We start from the raw sequence: 15,484 nt of genomic DNA on the forward strand, positions 1-15,484 counted from the left end.
CGGTTGCCTCAGCCCCGTGCCTAGCGGATGTTCGGGTCGAAGGTGAAGATCACCAGCGTGCCCAGCAGGATGGTGAACACCGTGGCGGTGTAGAGCAGGCCCTTGAGCCACAGCCGGGTGTTCGCGCGCTCCGCGTAGTCGTTGATGACGGTACGCAGGCCGTTCGCGCCGTGCAGCATCGCGAGCCACAGCATCAGCAGGTCCCAGGTCTGCCAGAACGGCGAGGCCCAGCGGCCCGCGACGAACGCGAAGCCGATCTTGGAGACGCCGCCGTCGAGGACGAGCTGGATCAGCAGGTGGCCGATGACCAGGACGACCAGGACGATGCCGGACAGCCGCATGAAGAGCCACGCGACCATCTCGAAGTTGCCGCGGGTCGACTTCGGGGTCTTCTTGGTGCGCTTGCGGGGCGGCTCGATGACGGGGGCCGGGTTGTCTGGGCTGTAGCCCGACAGTGCCCCGGCGCCCTCGACGGGGCCGATGCCGGATGCGGTGGTTTCAGTGGTGGACATCTGCCTCAGCTCCCGAAGACTTCACGAGCGGCGTGGCCGAGGACGGGGTACAGGGCCCCGATCATCAGGACGACCCAGATGCCGACGACGGACCAGAGCATCGTCTTCTGGTGACGGGGGCCGTTCGACCAGAAGTCGACGGCGATGACCCGAAGACCGTTGAGCGCGTGGAAGAGGATGGCGGCGACGAGGCCGTACTCCAGCAGCGCGACGATCGGCGTCTTGTACGTGGCCACGACCTTGTCGTAGGCGTCGGGGGAGACACGGACGAGAGCGGTGTCCAGCACGTGTACGAACAGGAAGAAGAAGATGAGGACGCCGGTGACTCGATGAGCCACCCAGGACCACATTCCTTCCCGGCCGCGGTACAGCGTTCCAGCCGGCACGGAAGAACCCTCCGGGAGCGGGGATTGGGGCCGGCCGGCTTGCTTGTCGGTCTGACCCGGCCGGGTACGGTCCACCGGCCCCGGCCATGGTAGCGATGCCGTTGCACTTGGATTGAGCCGGGAGGGTTGGTGTGATCAAACTGGCATACAAAGGTGCACGTAAGGGTGAGTACTGGGCGGCATCCGGGGCGGGGGGTTCGGTGCGTTGCCGGGTGCGGGCTCGTTGTGGCTGGTCGCGCAGTTCCCCGCGCCCCTTGAGAGCTGTGCCCCTTGAGAGCTGTGCCCCTTGAGAGCTGCGCCCCTTCAGGGCTGCGCCCCTTCAGGGCTGCGCCCCTTCAGGGCTGCGCCCCTTCAGGGCTGCGCCCTCAAAAGGTCGCGCGGGTTCCCGCGGTTCTTCCGAGGTGGGTGGTGAGGCGGGATTTGGCCAGGTGGCGGAGTTGTTCGGCTACCACCACTCGCTCTTCCTCGGGGTCGTTGGAGAGGCGGGAGCGGATGCCCTCCAGGGTGTGGTCGAGGAGTTCGTCGGGGTGGGTGGTGGTGAGGGAGATGACGAAGACGTGGCCGAAGCGGGCCTCGTAGGCGGCGTGCGCGGCGTTCAGCGCGGTGTGGGCCACGCCGTACGTGTCGTCGGGGAGGGCGGGGAGCGTCTCGCCGGCCAGGGCCTCGGCGAGGTCGGATGCCGTGAGGTCGTACGCGGCCTCGTCCGACGCGGCGAACAGCGCGTCCAGGTCGGGATAGGGGCGGTGGTCGGTGAGGCGGTGCGCCCAGCGCAGGCTGCGCAGACAGGTGAGGAGGGTCTCCCGGGCCGTGTCGGCGGGCGCGCGGTTGAACCGCTCCAGGGCCGACGGGCCGGCGGTGTGGACCTGCTCCGGTATGGCGACCTGGCCGGGGAGACGGGGGAGACGGTGCGGAGGCAGCGTGGATCCTCGGCGGTGCGTAGGGGTCGGCTGGGCAGGCTGTGCGAGAGGTGCCACCACGTTATCGAGGCGGTTCATGGGCTGTCCGTTCGATGCCCGAAATTCACCCGAACGGGAGAGTTTCGGAACCTGTGGTGGACGGATCGGGGGATGGGACGTCGTAGGTTCGAGAAGGGACCCGGTGGAGAGCCGGGAGTGAGTGGAAGCGAGACCGGGGGCGAAGCGTGGCGAGAGGTGTGTGAGATGTCGTGGACGGTGACCGGGACTGGGAGGGCAAAGACCGGGGGCGTGTCGTGAACCGAGGCCGGCGCAGGGCACCCCGCAGGAAGACGGCGATCACGTCGAAAGGGTTGCTCGTCGGCGCGGGAGTCGTGCTTGCGGGCGGCGCGGTCGCGGCGGCCGTGACCGTGTGGCCGGGCGAGGGGAAGCGGACACCGGCCGGGGCGGGATCGACTCCGGAGCGGACCTCCGTGGGCGCCGCCGCGACCCCGCCCTCCGCGTCACCGTCGCCGTCGCGCACCTATCCGCTGTCCGAGGAGCCGCGGACCGTTCCCGCCGTACGGGAGCACGAGGCCGCCCGGGGCCCCGGCTGGAAGCCCGCCGACGGCGGCCGGGTCGTCGTACGGAACGCGGCGCTGGCCGACGAGGGGCGGCTGACCGCCGGGGAGCTGGGGCTCGACTACGCGGGGGAGGCGAAGCCGCGCGACGGGGACGTGGAGCTGGCGCTGACCGGATCGGGGAAGTCCGCTTCGGAGGCGTACACGCTGACCGTCGGGGACGGCCGGGTGCGGATAGCCGCGCCCGCCGAGGCGGGGGTCTTCTACGGGACGCGCACCCTGAAGCAGGAGGTGCGCGGCGGCGGTACGGCGCCGGAGGGCGTCGTGAAGGACGAGCCGGCCAAGCCGCAGCGCGGATTCATGCTCGACATCGCGCGCAAGCACTTCACGGCGGGCTGGATCGAGGACCGCGTCCGTGAGCTGGGCGACCTCAAGTACAACCAGCTCGGCCTGCACTTCTCCGACGACCAGGGCTTCCGGATCGAGTCCACGAGCCACCCCGAGGTGGTGTCGGAGCAGCACCTCACCAAGGCCCAGGTGCGGAAGATCCTGGACCTCGCGGAGAGCCGGCACATCACGGTCGTACCGGAGATCGACTCACCCGGGCATCTGGGCGCCGTGATCGCGGCCAATCCGGAGCTGCAGCTGAGGAACGCGCAGGGCGTGGCCGCGAGCGGGGCCGTCGACATCGCCGATCCGGAGTCGGCCGAGGTCGTGGACGAGCTGCTCGACGAGTACGCCGACCTCTTCAAGGGCGCGTACTGGCATCTGGGCGCCGACGAGTACCGGGCGCTGATGGTGTCGAACCCGGAGGCGTCCTATCCGCAGCTGGCCGCCGCCGCGCGGCAGAAGTACGGCGCCGGGGCGACCGTCGCCGACCTCGCGACCGGCTGGCTGAACGACCGCGCGAAGGTGATGCGCGGCCACGACCGGACCGTGCGGGCCTGGAACGACGGGTTCTTCCGGGGCGGGTCGGTCCAGCCGGACACGTCGATCCAGGTCGCGTACTGGACGGGCAAGGAGATCGGGGCCCGGCCGCCGATCGAGTATCTGAGCGCCGGACGACAGGTGATCAACTACAACGACGAGTATCTGTACTACGTCCTCGGCGAGCCCAACCAGTTCGTCTACCCGACCGGGCAGCGCATCTACGAGTCCTGGACCCCGAGGGTGCTGCGCGGCACGACCGCCGTCCCGGCCCAGTACGACGATCAGATCCTCGGCGGTGTCTTCGCCGTCTGGTGCGACCTCGCGAACCGGCAGACCGAGGCGCAGGTCGCGGCGGGTGTCCGGATGCCGCTGCGGGCGCTGTCGCAGAAGCTGTGGGACCCGGGGAAGCCGGCGCTCGGCTGGGCGGAGTTCCGGGAGCTGTCGGCGAAGGTGAGCTGAGGCCCGGCCGCCGTCCGGCCCGCGTCCGGCCCGCGCACATGTGCGGATTGCCCGATTCCGGGGGCGAAGCGTCGTACGTGTGTGGTGTATTCCCGGTATGGGGTACTGGGGGTACTACGTCGTGGGCAGAAGCGAGCGGCGGCTCGTGGAGCTGGGCGCGCTGGGCGGGGCCGCGGGGATGACGCTGTGCGTGACGGCGGACGGCGGCTGGCAGGTCTGGGCGCGTCCGACGGGCGCGCCCGGTGCCGAGACCGCCGCCGGCACCGGTGACGTCGGGAACATGAACACGCTCGCCCGGGAGACGGGGGCGCCCGCGCTGTTCGGCTATGTCATGGACAGCGAGTGCGTGGTCGTCGAGGCCGCCGGACCGGAGAGCGGGGCGTGGACGGCCTGTCTCGCGCGGCGGGCCATGGCCAGGTATCTGGGTGACGGGGAGGGGCATGCCGTCGAGGACTACTTCCTCGAACCGCGCGACGCCGCCGAGCGTGCCGTCGCCTGGGCGGCGGAGGCGGGACGGGCCGTCGTCGAGCGGTCGTTGGTCGATGTGTTCACCTCGGAGCCTGGACCGGCGGACCCCCTGGCTGAAAACATTCTGTTCCGGTTGCTCGACCGGCTCGGGGTCGTCCCTCTGTGACACTCCCGAGTCGTCGCACGCAGTAAGGGGAAGTGCGGGCTCCGTATAACCGGGCCGCGGTCGAGCGGGATCTAGGGGATCTGTGGGATCCAGGGGAGGCGCGATGAGCCTGGTGGAGCTGTTGGCCCAGGCCGACGAACGCGGTCTGGCGGCAAGCGGGTTGGCTTGTTTGGACCGTTGCGTACCGCTTCTCGGGGGCGACGACGAGGTGCTGCGTCCGCTGTGGGCGGGACTGGTGGACGACGGCGAGGGGTGGGGCGAGAAGGTCACCAAGGCGCGCGGTGAGCTGGAGGCCGTGGCTCCGGCCGCCGCCGACGGGGGCGAGGAGATCGTCGTGCTCGCCCGGGGGATGCTCGACGCGGTCCCCGCGGAGCGGTCCGGGGACGGGCTGCGGGAGTGGGCCGAGGTGTGTTCGGTGTCGGCCCTGCGGATCCATCAGCTGCTCGACCCGCTGGACGCCGGGGGCGACGACTCCGTGGCGGCCTGCCGGGCGGGCCGCACCGAGGGCGCCTCCCATCTGGTCGCCGCCGAACTGCGCCGCCAGGTCGTGGTGCTGGAACTGCTCGCGCAGCACGGGGCGGCGGGGGTACGACAGGCGCTCGGCGCGGCCACGGAGGGACGGCGCGTGCTGCGGGCGGTGGTGTCACGGCGGGCGCGCGGCGCGCGGCGGTAGACCTCCGCGTGACCTCCGCATGCGTCGCGGCCGTAAACCTCGGTTTCCTGGTGGGTCCTGTGGGCGTCCTGGGGCCGGGTGTGGCGGTCCTGCGCCGGTGTCGCGCACACGCCGAAATCGCGAAACGTCCCGCGCGGGGCGGGCGCTTTCCCGAGTGTGAGCGCACAGCAGATATTCGGTTCGGGCCGTGATGCGAACGGTGACTCGGGCGGTGGCCCGGGTGGTGCATCGGGCGGTTATCGGCGCGGTGGTTCGGGCGGTGGTTCGGGCGGTGGTTCGGGCGGTGATCGGTCCCGGTCCGGGAGCGCGGGGAAACCCCTCCGGTGGGCGGCCGACGCGGTGGCGGTGATGCGGGAAGGGGCGCGGCTGCGTCTCGACTACTCGACGCAGAGTCTGTGGCGGGTGGACCGCATGATCGAGGAGATACGGCAGGAAGGGGTGCCGTATGCCGCCGCGGAGGGCGCGTTGCGCGGGTTCGGGGCGTACGGGGGTGAGGTCGTCGTGCGGTGGGCCGGGGGTGAGTGGGTCGAGTCGGGCGGGGGGTTCTGGGTGCGGACGCTCGACGGCCGCTTCTGGGATCCGCTCGACGAGGCCCGGCGGTGCTTCGTGGGGGAGGGGTCGCTGCGGCTGCTGTGCCGCGACGCGATGGCCTCCGGCTGAGGGCGGGGTGAGGGGTGGGGTGGGGTGGCTTTTGGGTGCGTTGTCGGGTGCGGGTCCGGTGGGGGCTTCTCGCGCAGTTCCCCGCGCCCCCTGAGGGCCTTCGGCCACTCAGGGCGAAAAGCATGGGGCGCAGCCCTGCTTTTCGCCGGGCGCGGGGAACTGCGCGAGAAGCCCCACCGGACCGGTACCCGACGACGCACCCGTCACCACCCCCGCCGCACTGTGACACTTCCGCGGAGCGCGACGCAGAGGTCCGTGGGGGCTTGGCGGCGGTCGGGACGGTCCCCGGGAAGGCGATCCCGGCACTGACTTGGCGCTGTCTCGGACAGTTGGGGCCAGGGAGGGGAACCTCGGCGCGTGCAGGCGTACGACGGGGAGCTGGGCGCGGCCGTCGCGCGGGCCCAGGCCGGTGACGAGGCCGCCTTCGCGGTGGCGTACCGGCTCGTGCAGCCCGGACTGCTGGGGTATCTGCGCGGCATCGTCGGGGACGACGCGGAGGACGTCGCCTCGGACGCCTGGCTGGAGATCGCGCGGGACCTCGGGCGGTTCAAGGGCGACGGCGCGGGCTTCCGGGGCTGGAGCGCGACCATCGCCCGGCACCGGGCCCTGGACCATCTGCGGCGCCAGAAGGTCAGACCCCGGGCGACCGCGCTGGAGAACGATCTGCTGGAACTGCCGGGCGCGTACAGCACCCAGGACCAGGCGCTGGAGGCCCTCTCCACCGACCAGGCCCTCGCGCTGGTCGCCCGGCTGCCGCGCGACCAGGCCGAGGCCGTACTGCTGCGGGTGGTCGTCGGCCTCGACGGCCCCGCCGCCGCCCGCGTCCTCGGCAAACGGCCCGGCGCGGTCCGCACCGCCACCCACCGGGGACTGAAGCGCCTCGCCCTGCTCCTCCGGAGCGAGGGTGTGACGGATGACGGTCCCCACACGCTGGGGGAGTCGAGATGACCGACAGCGGCGCCGGCCTCGGCCCTGAACGCGACCCCTGCGGCCATGACACCAGCGGGAGCGGGACGCACGGCGAGAGGGAAGGGTGCGAGATGCCGTCGGGCAGGACGGATCCGGACAGGGACGAAGGGCGCGACGGGGGAGAGCGTGGGGACGGCCGGGGTGGCCGCGACGGTCGCGACGGCCGTGACGGTGGCGAGCGCGGCGCCGGAGAGCTGCACGTCGGCCCCGCCCGCCGGGGTGTGAAGGACGACGACGCCACCGCCGGCCCCGACCGCCGGGGTGTGAAGGACGACGACGCCACCGCCGGCCCCGACCGCCGGGGTGTGAAGGACGACGACGCCACCGCCGGCCCCGCCCGCCGGGGTGTGAAGGACGACGACGCCACCGCCGGCGCCGCCCGCCGGGGTGTGAAGGACGACGACGCCACCGCCGGCGCCGACCACGTCCGCGACACGGCCCTACTCGACACCGCCGCCGCGTCGGCGACCGGCGCCCCCGTACTCCCCGTCCCGTCCGACGGCGTCACCCCCTCCGTCGACTCGCTGCTCGCCGCCGCCGTACGCGGTGGCGCCTCGGCCGGCAGCGCCGGGGAGGCGCGGGCGGTGGCCGCGTTCCGGGCGGCGCGGGAGAAGGGGACGCGGGCGGCCCGTACCCGGCGGCGGGACGACTGGCGGCCGAACCCGCGGCGCCGCGTGCAGCTGTCGATACGCACCACCCTGGCCGTACTGCTGGCCAGCCTCACCCTCGGCGGCGTCGCCTTCGCGGCGATCGGCTCCGCCACGCGCGACGACGAGGGCGCGGGCGAGGGCTCCGGCGGTCACGGAGACCGGGAGCCGCGCCCCCGCACCACCGAGAGCGCCCCCGCCCGCCCCGGCCCGCCCACCTCCACCACCCCACGCCCGAACCCCTCGACGACCGAGGACCCCGCCACCTCCCCCCAGCCGCAGAAGACCGACCGCCGGACCGACGGCGACGCCGGCGACAGCGGCAACGACGATGACCAGCGCGGTGACGGCGGTGATCGCCCCTCTTCCGGGGCGCGCACCGATACCGCCCCCGGTCCCGGTCCCGGCGCCGATACCGATGACCGGTCAGGGCAGTCCCCCCGACCGGGCGCGCCGAACGCGTCGGGTGAGCCGAGGGCGTCGAACGAGCCGGGTCGCCCCGGCGGGTCCGGCGGCGGGGCCGTCGGCGGGCCGGCGGACGCGGGCGGAGACGGGGCCCGAGGGGCGGAGCAAGGGGCCGGGAGAACGAAGTGAGGCCGGCGTGCTCGCAAGACCCCCGTACTCGCAAGACACCCGGCCGACTCCGCCGATGGCAACGGTCGGGGCCGCCACCCCCCACAGGAGAGGCCCCGACCGTCGCGCGGCACGGGCCGCGCGGCGACCCGTACTCCCTACAGCGCCGCGACCGCGTTTTCTGTCACACCTCTCCGTGTCGCTCTCCGCATCACGAGTTAGTTGCATGTTCTACGGACATGGACGGTCAGCGGTTTCAGGCCGTAACGTGCCATTCGCGCCGGATCGCGGTTGGCGGAAGACCACCGCAACCACAGCGGTACCTGGGCCGCGACCATCGAGCGAGAAACCACAACGGCGAGAACCCGGTCCGCGACAGCGGTACCGGCTGAGGCGCAGAGGGGCGCGTGGGTGCTGGGGGACGACGCGGAGCTGACCGCCGCGGTGCTTGCGGCACAGGACGGGGACGAGACCGCGTTCCGGACTGTGTACCGCGCGGTGCACCCACGGCTGCTCGGGTACGTGCGGACGCTGGTCGGCGACCCGGACGCGGAGGACGTCACCTCCGAGTCCTGGCTCCAGATAGCCCGTGACCTGGAGCGCTTCAGCGGAGACGCCGACCGGTTCCGCGGTTGGGCCGCGCGGATCGCCCGCAACCGGGCCCTCGACCACATACGTATGCGGGGGCGCAGGCCCGCGACCGTCGGCGACGAGACCGAGCTGACCGGCAAGGCCGCCGAGTCCGACACGGCCGGCGAGGCGATGGAGGCCCTGGCGACCGGCCGCACCCTGTCGCTCATCGCCCAGCTGCCCCAGGACCAGGCCGAGGCGGTCGTCCTGCGGGTCGTCGTCGGCCTCGACGCCAAGACCGCGGCCCAGACCCTGGGCAAGCGCGCGGGAGCCGTACGGACGGCCGCGCACCGGGGGTTGAAACGGCTCGCCGAACTGATCGGGGAGAATCCGGAGACGGCTTCGGATGCCGACCCGGATTCCGGCGACCCGCTGGACGCCGTCCCCCCACCGAGAGGCGCGCGGGTACGCGCGGCCACGTCCGCCGGTGTGACGCATACGCGTTCGCGGACGCAGAAGGATGTGTGATGGCCGACGAGCAGTACAGGTGGCTGAACCGCGACGCCGCGGAGCGGCTGCTGCGTGGGGAGCCGCTCGAAGCCGTCGACGCCGACACCCGCGCCCGTGCCGACCGGCTCGCCGAAGCGCTGGACGCCCTGGCCGCCGAGGCCGCGCCGATCCCGCCACAGAATCCTGAACTCCCGGGCGAGGCCGCCGCGTTGGCCGCCTTCCGCACCGCTCGTACGGAGCGTACGGAGCGTACGGAGCGTACGGAGCGCGCGGCGCGTACGGGGGACATGCGGCGCACGGCCCGCTCCGGCCTCGCCGCCCCCGCCGATGAGGGCGGCCCGGACGCCGAGCCCGGCAGGGGAGGTCGTCCGGCGCCGCACTCCACCGCGACACCCGCCGCCGACGCGGGGCTCGTCCACCTCGGACGCCCGTCGAGGCCGCGCGCGGTGCCGGACGGGCGCCGGGCCCGCTGGGGCCGGCCGGTGCGGTACGGGCTGGTCGCGGCCCTGGCCGCCGGGATGCTCGGCGGGGTCACGGCGGTGACCGGCGGCGGCGCGCTGAGCGCGTTCCGCGACGAGGAACCGGAACCCTCCGCCTCCCTCACCGCCGCCCGCTCGCCGGACCGGCCGCTGATGTCGCCGACGCCGAACACCGAGCAGGGCGACGGCGGACGCGGGGCGTGGGGCGGGGCGACACCCGAATCCACGCCGGACGCCTCCTCGAAGGGCGACGCCCCCTCGGGCGACGGCACCGGCGGCACCGGCGGCACCGGCGGCACCGGCGGCACCGGCGGCACCGACGAGGACGAGCGGTCCGACGACTCCGCGAAGGACGAGGACACCACGCGGGAGAGCTGGAGCGGCGTGCTCTCCGCCTGCCGTGACATGCGCGACGGCAGGGAACTGGACGCCGAACGCCGACGCGGCCTGGAGGATGCGGCGGGCGGCAAGGGCAAGGGGCAGCTGAAGCGGTTCTGCGAAGGCGTCCTGGCCGGCGGCTTCGGCAACCCCGGCAACGCGAAGCGTCCGGCGACGGGAACCGGGTCGGACAAGGGCGCCGGCGCCGGCACGTCGGACTCCGGCGGCTCCAGCGGCCCCGCGGGCGGCGGTGACAAGAACGCCCGATCCGGCAACGACTCCGACGAGGACGACGACTCGGACCACGGCAAAGGCCGCAAGGGCAACGGCAACGGCAAGGGCAACGGCAACGGTAAGAACCGCGACGGTAAGAACCGCGACGGCAACGGCAAGGGCCAGGGAAACGGCTCCTGGAGCGGCGACGGCAAGAACAAGGGCGGCAAGAACAACAAGGGCGGGAAGGGGAACGGTGGCGGCGACGGTCGCCGTGACCGGCTCGCGGCGCTGACCCCCGTCGACGCCACCGCCCGCGTCACCCTCTCCTGACCTGCGCTTTCGTAGCCGTCAGAACTTCTTTCGCGGAACGGGTAACACTTTCGGCGGCCCCGGCGCAGTAATGAGTGAGCCGACTGGTCATCGGCCGTCGCACAGAGCCGGGGTTCCCCCCGTACCTGCGGCTCGTGCACCTCGGCGCGGGCGGGACACGTTCCCCCGGTCCCGCCCGCGCCCCATAACCCCCGTGTTTCCCCCGTGGTCCCCCGTGACCCCGTACTCCCCCTGACGCGGCGGCCCCCCTCCCGCTATGCACGATGTGGCGCACGTCACTCCGCGGTTCTCCGCTTCACCAGTACACGACGACCTTGTCGCCGTTCCTGACCTGCGCGAACAGCTGGGCGATCGCCGCCTCGTCCCGGACGTTGACGCAGCCGTGCGAGGCGCCGTAGTAGCCACGGGCCGCGAAGTCGGCCGAGTAGTGGACGGCCTGGCCGCCGCTGAAGAACATGGCGTACGGCATGGGAGTGTCGTAGAGGGTCGACCAGTGGTCGCGGGATTTGAAGTAGACCTGGAAGACGCCCTCGCGGGTGGGGGTGCCCTCCGAGCCGAACCGCACCTCGACCGTCCTCAGCGTCCGGCCGTCCACCATCCAGCGCAGTGTGCGGCTCGTCTTGCTGATGCACAGCACCCGGCCCGTCAGACAGCGCGGATCGGGTGACGCGGCGGGCTGCCCGCCGTACGCGTACAGGTCCCACTTGCCGGGCTCCCGCGTCATGTTCAGCAGCCGCGCCCAGGTGACGCTGTCCGTCTTCCCGGTCTGCGGCAGCCCGCGCTTGCCCTGGAAGCCCCTGACGGCCCGGACCGTCGGCTCGTCGTACGTCCCCGTGGGCCCGGCGAAGAGCCAGGCGATCTGCCGCAGCCGGGCCTGCAACTCGCGTACGTCCAGCCCTTCGTCACCCTGGGACCAGAGCACCTTGGGGGCGGGCGTGGGGCTCGGCGGGGGCGTGGGGGTGGGCGGTGGGGTCGTCGCGGCCGTCCCGCGCCCGCCCTTGCCGTCCCCGCCGTCCCCGCCGTCCTGCTTGGGGATGCCGCTCGGGACGTCGCTCGGGGTGGGGCTCGGGGTGGCGCCGGGCGTGCCGGTCGTGTCGACGCGCACGGGCTGGCGCTGGCCGCCGTGCACCTCGATCCCCTGGGCCGTGCAGGCGCCGGCCATGGCGAGTGCCGCGAGCGCGGCCACCGATCTCCGCATGTCCTTGGTACGCATCAGGGCCCCCGTCGTCTCATGATCCGCCGCGTCCGGCCGTTCTCCCGGACAGGTTTCCCGGACGTGACCCGTCGCGAACAAACAGGCATGGTTGTGAGCAAGGTCCCAGCCAGGCGCACTCCATCGGGTGCCGACCCGCCGGGTGCCGGGCAGTGGGGCGACCGATCGGGACGGAGGAACACGCCATGGCGCGCGAGTCGGAGTCCGGACTGCCCATCGAGCCGGTGTACGGGCCGGAGGCACTGGAAGGCTGGGACCCGGCCGAGAGACTGGGCACGCCCGGCGGCTATCCGTTCACCCGCGGTGTCTACCCGTCGATGTACACCGGCCGCCCCTGGACCATGCGCCAGTACGCCGGTTTCGGTACGGCCGTGGAGTCCAACGCCCGCTACCGGCAGCTCATCGCCCACGGCACGACGGGTCTGTCCGTCGCCTTCGACCTGCCCACCCAGATGGGGTACGACTCCGACGCCCCGATCGCCCACGGCGAGGTCGGCAAGGTGGGCGTGGCGATCGACTCCGTCGAGGACATGCGGGTGCTGTTCGACGGCATCCCGCTGGACAAGGTCTCGACGTCGATGACGATCAACGCGCCGGCGGCCCTGCTGCTGCTGATGTACGAACTGGTCGGCGAGGAGCAGGGCGTACCGGCGGGCCGGCTTACCGGCACGATCCAGAACGACGTGCTGAAGGAGTACATCGCGCGCGGGACGTACATCTTCCCGCCCAAGCCCTCGCTCCGGCTGATCGCCGACACCTTCAGGTACTGCGGGGCCGAGATCCCGAAGTGGAACACGATCTCGATCTCCGGCTACCACATGGCCGAGGCGGGCGCCTCGCCCGCGCAGGAGATCGCGTTCACCCTCGCGGACGGTGTCGAGTACGTCCGTACGGCGCTCGCGGCCGGCATGGACGTCGACGAGTTCGCCCCCCGGCTGTCGTTCTTCTTCGTGGCCCGGACGACGCTCCTGGAGGAGGTCGCCAAGTTCCGCGCGGCGCGCAGGATCTGGGCCCGGGTGATGCGGGAGGAGTTCGGCGCGCGGAACCCCAAGTCCCTGATGCTGCGGTTCCACACCCAGACGGCCGGGGTCCAACTGACCGCGCAGCAGCCCGAGGTGAACCTCGTCCGGGTCGCCGTGCAGGGCCTGGCGGCGGTGCTGGGCGGCACCCAGTCCCTGCACACCAACTCCTTCGACGAGGCGATCGCCCTCCCCACCGACAAGAGCGCCCGTCTCGCCCTGCGCACACAGCAGGTGCTGGCGTACGAGACGGATGTGACGGCGACGGTCGACCCCTTCGCGGGCTCGTACGTCATCGAGCGGATGACCGACGACGTGGAGGCGGCGGCGGTCGGGCTGATGCGGAAGGTCGAGGACCTCGGTGGGGCCGTGGCCGCCATCGAACACGGCTTCCAGAAGGGCGAGATCGAGCGCAGCGCGTACCGCGTCGCCCAGGAGACCGACTCCGGCGAGCGGGTCGTGGTCGGCGTCAACCGTTTCCGGCTCGACGCCGAGGAGCCGTACGAGCCGCTGCGGGTGGACCCGGCCATCGAGGCCCAGCAGACCGAGCGGCTGGCGAGACTGCGGGCCGGGCGCGACCAGCGGGCGGTGGACTCCGCCCTGGCCGCGCTGAGGAAGGCGGCCGAGGGCGAGGACAACGTGCTGTACCCGATGAAGACCGCGCTCCGGGCCCGCACCACGGTGGGCGAGGTGTGCGGCGCACTGCGCGAGGTGTGGGGGACGTACGTCCCGAGCGACACGTTCTGACGGCCGCCGCGCACCGGGCCGACGGGCTGGCGGACGGGCTGACCGACCGGCTGAAGGACGGGCGGGCCGGGGAACGGGCTGTCGGCCCGCTCCACGACCAGGGCGGGGGTGCCGCGTCGGGCCAGGTCGACGGCGAGGGCGAGGCCGGTGGGGCCGGCGCCGACGATCAGGACAGGGGTGTGGACGGTGTCGCTCATCGGCGCGACTCTCCTTAACGGTGTTAAGTAGCTCTGTGCGGCAGCATGCGCTTAACGCCGTTAAGCTGTCAACGTGGTTCCCAGGAAATCCCCGAAGCTGGACAAGGCGCAGGTCGCCGAGGCGGCCCTGCGGTTGCTGAACGAGGTCGGTCTGGAGGGGCTGAGCCTCCGGCTGATCGCCAAGGAGCTGGACGTCCAGGCGCCCGCGCTCTACTGGCACTTCAAGAACAAACAGGACCTGCTGGACGAGACGGCGACCGAGATGACGCGGCGCATGGCGGCGGACTGGGCCGCGATGCCGGCGGCGGCGGAGGGCGTCGGCTGGGAGGAGGTCTTCCGGGAGCGGATGCGGATGCTGCGCGGGCATCTGCTGCGGTACCGCGACGGCGCGAAGGTGTACAGCGGGACGCACTTCACGGATCTGTCGTACGCGGCGCCGATGGAGGCGAATCTGCGCATGCTCACGGCCGCGGGGTTCACGGCGGCGGGGGCCGCGCGGGCCTGGTTCACGGCGTACAGCTACACGATCGGATATGTGATCGAGGAGCAGTCGATGGGGCCGGATCCGGTGGCGGGTGGGGAGGGGTACGACCTTGCCGCGCGGGCTGAGCGGTTGGCGGAGTATCCGTTGGCCGTGGCGGCGGGGTGGGAGATGTTCCGGGATCAGGAGCGGGGGTTCGAGGTGGGGCTGGGGGCGGTGTTGGCGGGGATCGCTGTGACGCTGCGGGGGGGTGGGGGCGGGGGCGCCTCATAGCTCGGGGGTGCGGGTGCGGCGCCTGTTGGCTCGGGGATGCGGGTGTTTTGGGCGGCTGCGGGTTCGATGTGGCTGGTCGCGCAGTTCCCCGCGCCCCTTTCGGGGCTGCGCCCCGTCAAGGGCGCCCGCCCCGGGCGAGGTCGCACCCCCGAGGCACGGGGAACGCGCGGTCCGGCGTCGCCAGGGTTACTTCGCCGCCCTTGCCTTCTTCGCCTTCCTGAGGGCCCTGGTCACGACCGGGGGCAGCAGGTCCACGGCGAGCTTGCGGGCGCCGCTCTGCGGGGGCCGGGACGGGCGCGGGCGGGCCGGGGGCTGGGGCTTGGGGGCTGCGGGGGCCGGCGGCGGGGGTGCCGTCCAGTGGCGGGACTTCGGGAACGCCGGGGCCTTCATGCCCTTGGACTTGAGGCGGATGATGCGGTGGCCGGCCGCCCGCTGGTTGCTGAGGTGGCAGTCGTCCCGCCCGGCGACCATCTCCAGCAGCGCCTCCTGGACGGGCTCCGGGTCGTCCCAGGTGCCGTAGAGCTTCTGCGTGCTGAGACAGATCGGGTTGAGGCCCCGGTTGAGGACCGCCTCCCACGCGGCGATGGAGACACCGGGGGTGTGCTCCGAGCGGAAGTCGTCCAGGACGACCAGGCCGCCGGGGAGGAGTATGTCCCGGGCGGCGGTGATGTCGGCCTCGACGTGCTCGTACAGGTGCGAGGCGTCGATGTGCACGAAACGGCAGGACCGCGGCTTGACCTCGCCGGGCACGATCGAGCTGGGGCCCTGCAGCACGCGGGGCAGCTCGTCGTGGAAGGAGAGGTAGTTCGCCTCGAAGGCCCGGCGGGTGAGCGTGCTGCGGTACGACTTGGTGGCCTCCGCCGCGTTGGCGTCGTCCGGTGCGTCGCTCTCGAAGAGGTCGCAGACCGTGTAGGCCTCGCCCTCCTGGAGGTGGCTGCCGAGGAAGATGGCGCTCTTGCCCATGTAGACGCCGACCTCCAGAAGGTCGCCCCTGGCGTCCGCGGCCTCCTGTCGGTTCAGGAACCAGTCGAAGAGCAGTTGGTCGAGCACCGGAAACCAGCCGGGGACGTCGTCGAGTTCCCGGGGAAGCCGGATGGTGCCTTGTTCCGTGGTCTTTCCAGAGGTCATTTCAGATGCCATGAGGACAGAAGACT

The 15,484-nt window shown here is 72.5% G+C and carries 15 protein-coding genes and 1 pseudogene; 10 read left to right on the top strand and 6 right to left on the bottom strand.

All coding sequences use genetic code 11. From position 1 onward, the window contains the following. Positions 1–20: 20 nt before the first annotated feature. The 3 genes from F9278_RS31490 to F9278_RS31500 all read right to left on the bottom strand — a co-directional run bounded on the left by F9278_RS31490 (position 21) and on the right by F9278_RS31500 (position 1,893). Positions 21–512, bottom strand: a complete 492-nt coding sequence (locus F9278_RS31490; RefSeq protein ID WP_152171317.1) for a succinate dehydrogenase hydrophobic membrane anchor subunit — start codon at positions 510–512, stop codon at positions 21–23. Positions 513–517: 5 nt separating this feature from the next. Next, positions 518–898, bottom strand: coding sequence for a succinate dehydrogenase, cytochrome b556 subunit (gene sdhC / locus F9278_RS31495; protein ID WP_152171318.1), 381 nt, complete (start codon positions 896–898; stop codon positions 518–520). A gap of 365 nt (positions 899–1,263) precedes the next feature. Beyond that, a complete protein-coding gene (locus F9278_RS31500) occupies positions 1,264–1,893 on the bottom strand; it encodes a 2-oxo-4-hydroxy-4-carboxy-5-ureidoimidazoline decarboxylase (RefSeq protein WP_152171319.1) in 630 nt (209 codons plus the stop codon). A 170-nt stretch (positions 1,894–2,063) separates the two neighbouring features. Here F9278_RS31500 and F9278_RS31505 point away from each other — a divergent pair, with 170 nt between their 5' ends. The 8 genes from F9278_RS31505 to F9278_RS31540 all read left to right on the top strand — a co-directional run bounded on the left by F9278_RS31505 (position 2,064) and on the right by F9278_RS31540 (position 10,400). Continuing rightward, complete coding sequence (locus F9278_RS31505) at positions 2,064–3,761, top strand: beta-N-acetylhexosaminidase (protein ID WP_450372761.1); 1,698 nt, start codon at positions 2,064–2,066, stop codon at positions 3,759–3,761. A 97-nt stretch (positions 3,762–3,858) separates the two neighbouring features. Then, positions 3,859–4,395 carry a hypothetical protein gene (locus F9278_RS31510; protein ID WP_152171320.1) on the top strand — a complete coding sequence of 179 codons (537 nt, stop codon included), beginning with the start codon at positions 3,859–3,861 and terminating at the stop codon, positions 4,393–4,395. A gap of 103 nt (positions 4,396–4,498) precedes the next feature. Beyond that, positions 4,499–5,068 carry a hypothetical protein gene (locus tag F9278_RS31515; protein WP_152171321.1) on the top strand — a complete coding sequence of 190 codons (570 nt, stop codon included), beginning with the start codon at positions 4,499–4,501 and terminating at the stop codon, positions 5,066–5,068. A gap of 348 nt (positions 5,069–5,416) precedes the next feature. Then, complete coding sequence (locus tag F9278_RS31520; protein WP_226967044.1) at positions 5,417–5,728, top strand: hypothetical protein; 312 nt, start codon at positions 5,417–5,419, stop codon at positions 5,726–5,728. A gap of 357 nt (positions 5,729–6,085) precedes the next feature. Further along, positions 6,086–6,676, top strand: a complete 591-nt coding sequence (locus F9278_RS31525; RefSeq protein WP_152171323.1) for an RNA polymerase sigma factor — start codon at positions 6,086–6,088, stop codon at positions 6,674–6,676. Further along, complete coding sequence (locus F9278_RS31530; protein WP_152171324.1) at positions 6,673–7,938, top strand: hypothetical protein; 1,266 nt, start codon at positions 6,673–6,675, stop codon at positions 7,936–7,938. Before F9278_RS31525 ends, F9278_RS31530 begins: the two co-directional genes overlap by 4 nt. A gap of 390 nt (positions 7,939–8,328) precedes the next feature. Then, on the top strand, positions 8,329–9,015 hold the full coding sequence (locus tag F9278_RS31535) for an RNA polymerase sigma factor (RefSeq protein WP_152171325.1): 687 nt from the start codon (positions 8,329–8,331) through the stop codon (positions 9,013–9,015). Then, positions 9,015–10,400 carry a hypothetical protein gene (locus F9278_RS31540; RefSeq protein WP_152171326.1) on the top strand — a complete coding sequence of 462 codons (1,386 nt, stop codon included), beginning with the start codon at positions 9,015–9,017 and terminating at the stop codon, positions 10,398–10,400. The genes F9278_RS31535 and F9278_RS31540 overlap by 1 nt, the downstream gene beginning before the upstream one ends. Positions 10,401–10,695: 295 nt before the next feature. On the opposite strand, the gene F9278_RS31545 is transcribed toward F9278_RS31540, so the two are convergent. After that, positions 10,696–11,613 carry a L,D-transpeptidase family protein gene (locus F9278_RS31545; protein ID WP_193241713.1) on the bottom strand — a complete coding sequence of 306 codons (918 nt, stop codon included), beginning with the start codon at positions 11,611–11,613 and terminating at the stop codon, positions 10,696–10,698. 185 nt (positions 11,614–11,798) lie between these two features. Between F9278_RS31545 and F9278_RS31550 the strand changes: the two genes are divergently transcribed. Beyond that, positions 11,799–13,379: an acyl-CoA mutase large subunit family protein gene (locus F9278_RS31550; RefSeq protein WP_152171327.1), complete on the top strand. Its 1,581-nt coding sequence runs from the start codon at positions 11,799–11,801 to the stop codon at positions 13,377–13,379. 65 nt (positions 13,380–13,444) lie between these two features. Here F9278_RS31550 and F9278_RS31555 read toward each other — a convergent pair. After that, positions 13,445–13,576: pseudogene (locus tag F9278_RS31555) on the bottom strand (FAD-dependent oxidoreductase); the annotation flags it as partial. Positions 13,577–13,649: 73 nt separating this feature from the next. Here F9278_RS31555 and F9278_RS31560 point away from each other — a divergent pair. After that, entirely contained in the window at positions 13,650–14,330 is a 681-nt protein-coding gene (locus F9278_RS31560; RefSeq protein WP_152171328.1) for a TetR/AcrR family transcriptional regulator C-terminal domain-containing protein, read from the top strand. Between the two features lie 186 nt (positions 14,331–14,516). On the opposite strand, the gene F9278_RS31565 is transcribed toward F9278_RS31560, so the two are convergent. Then, positions 14,517–15,458, bottom strand: a complete 942-nt coding sequence (locus tag F9278_RS31565) for a class I SAM-dependent methyltransferase (protein ID WP_152171329.1) — start codon at positions 15,456–15,458, stop codon at positions 14,517–14,519. Between the last annotated feature and the right edge of the window lie 26 nt (positions 15,459–15,484).

Origin of the sequence: Streptomyces phaeolivaceus, assembly GCF_009184865.1 — a bacterium.
Classification (GTDB): Bacteria; Actinomycetota; Actinomycetes; order Streptomycetales; family Streptomycetaceae; genus Streptomyces; species Streptomyces phaeolivaceus.

Excerpts from the sequence above, each read along its gene's own strand:
- F9278_RS31490 (WP_152171317.1), bottom strand. The coding sequence starts at position 512 with ATGTCCACCACTGAAACCACCGCATCCGGCATCGGCCCCGTCGAGGGC.
- F9278_RS31500 (WP_152171319.1), bottom strand. The coding sequence starts at position 1,893 with ATGAACCGCCTCGATAACGTGGTGGCACCTCTCGCACAGCCTGCCCAG.
- F9278_RS31510 (WP_152171320.1), top strand. The coding sequence starts at position 3,859 with ATGGGGTACTGGGGGTACTACGTCGTGGGCAGAAGCGAGCGGCGGCTC.
- F9278_RS31515 (WP_152171321.1), top strand. The coding sequence starts at position 4,499 with ATGAGCCTGGTGGAGCTGTTGGCCCAGGCCGACGAACGCGGTCTGGCG.
- F9278_RS31520 (WP_226967044.1), top strand. The coding sequence starts at position 5,417 with ATGCGGGAAGGGGCGCGGCTGCGTCTCGACTACTCGACGCAGAGTCTG.
- F9278_RS31530 (WP_152171324.1), top strand. The coding sequence starts at position 6,673 with ATGACCGACAGCGGCGCCGGCCTCGGCCCTGAACGCGACCCCTGCGGC.
- F9278_RS31540 (WP_152171326.1), top strand. The coding sequence starts at position 9,015 with ATGGCCGACGAGCAGTACAGGTGGCTGAACCGCGACGCCGCGGAGCGG.
- F9278_RS31545 (WP_193241713.1), bottom strand. The coding sequence starts at position 11,613 with ATGCGTACCAAGGACATGCGGAGATCGGTGGCCGCGCTCGCGGCACTC.
- F9278_RS31550 (WP_152171327.1), top strand. The coding sequence starts at position 11,799 with ATGGCGCGCGAGTCGGAGTCCGGACTGCCCATCGAGCCGGTGTACGGG.
- F9278_RS31565 (WP_152171329.1), bottom strand. The coding sequence starts at position 15,458 with ATGACCTCTGGAAAGACCACGGAACAAGGCACCATCCGGCTTCCCCGG.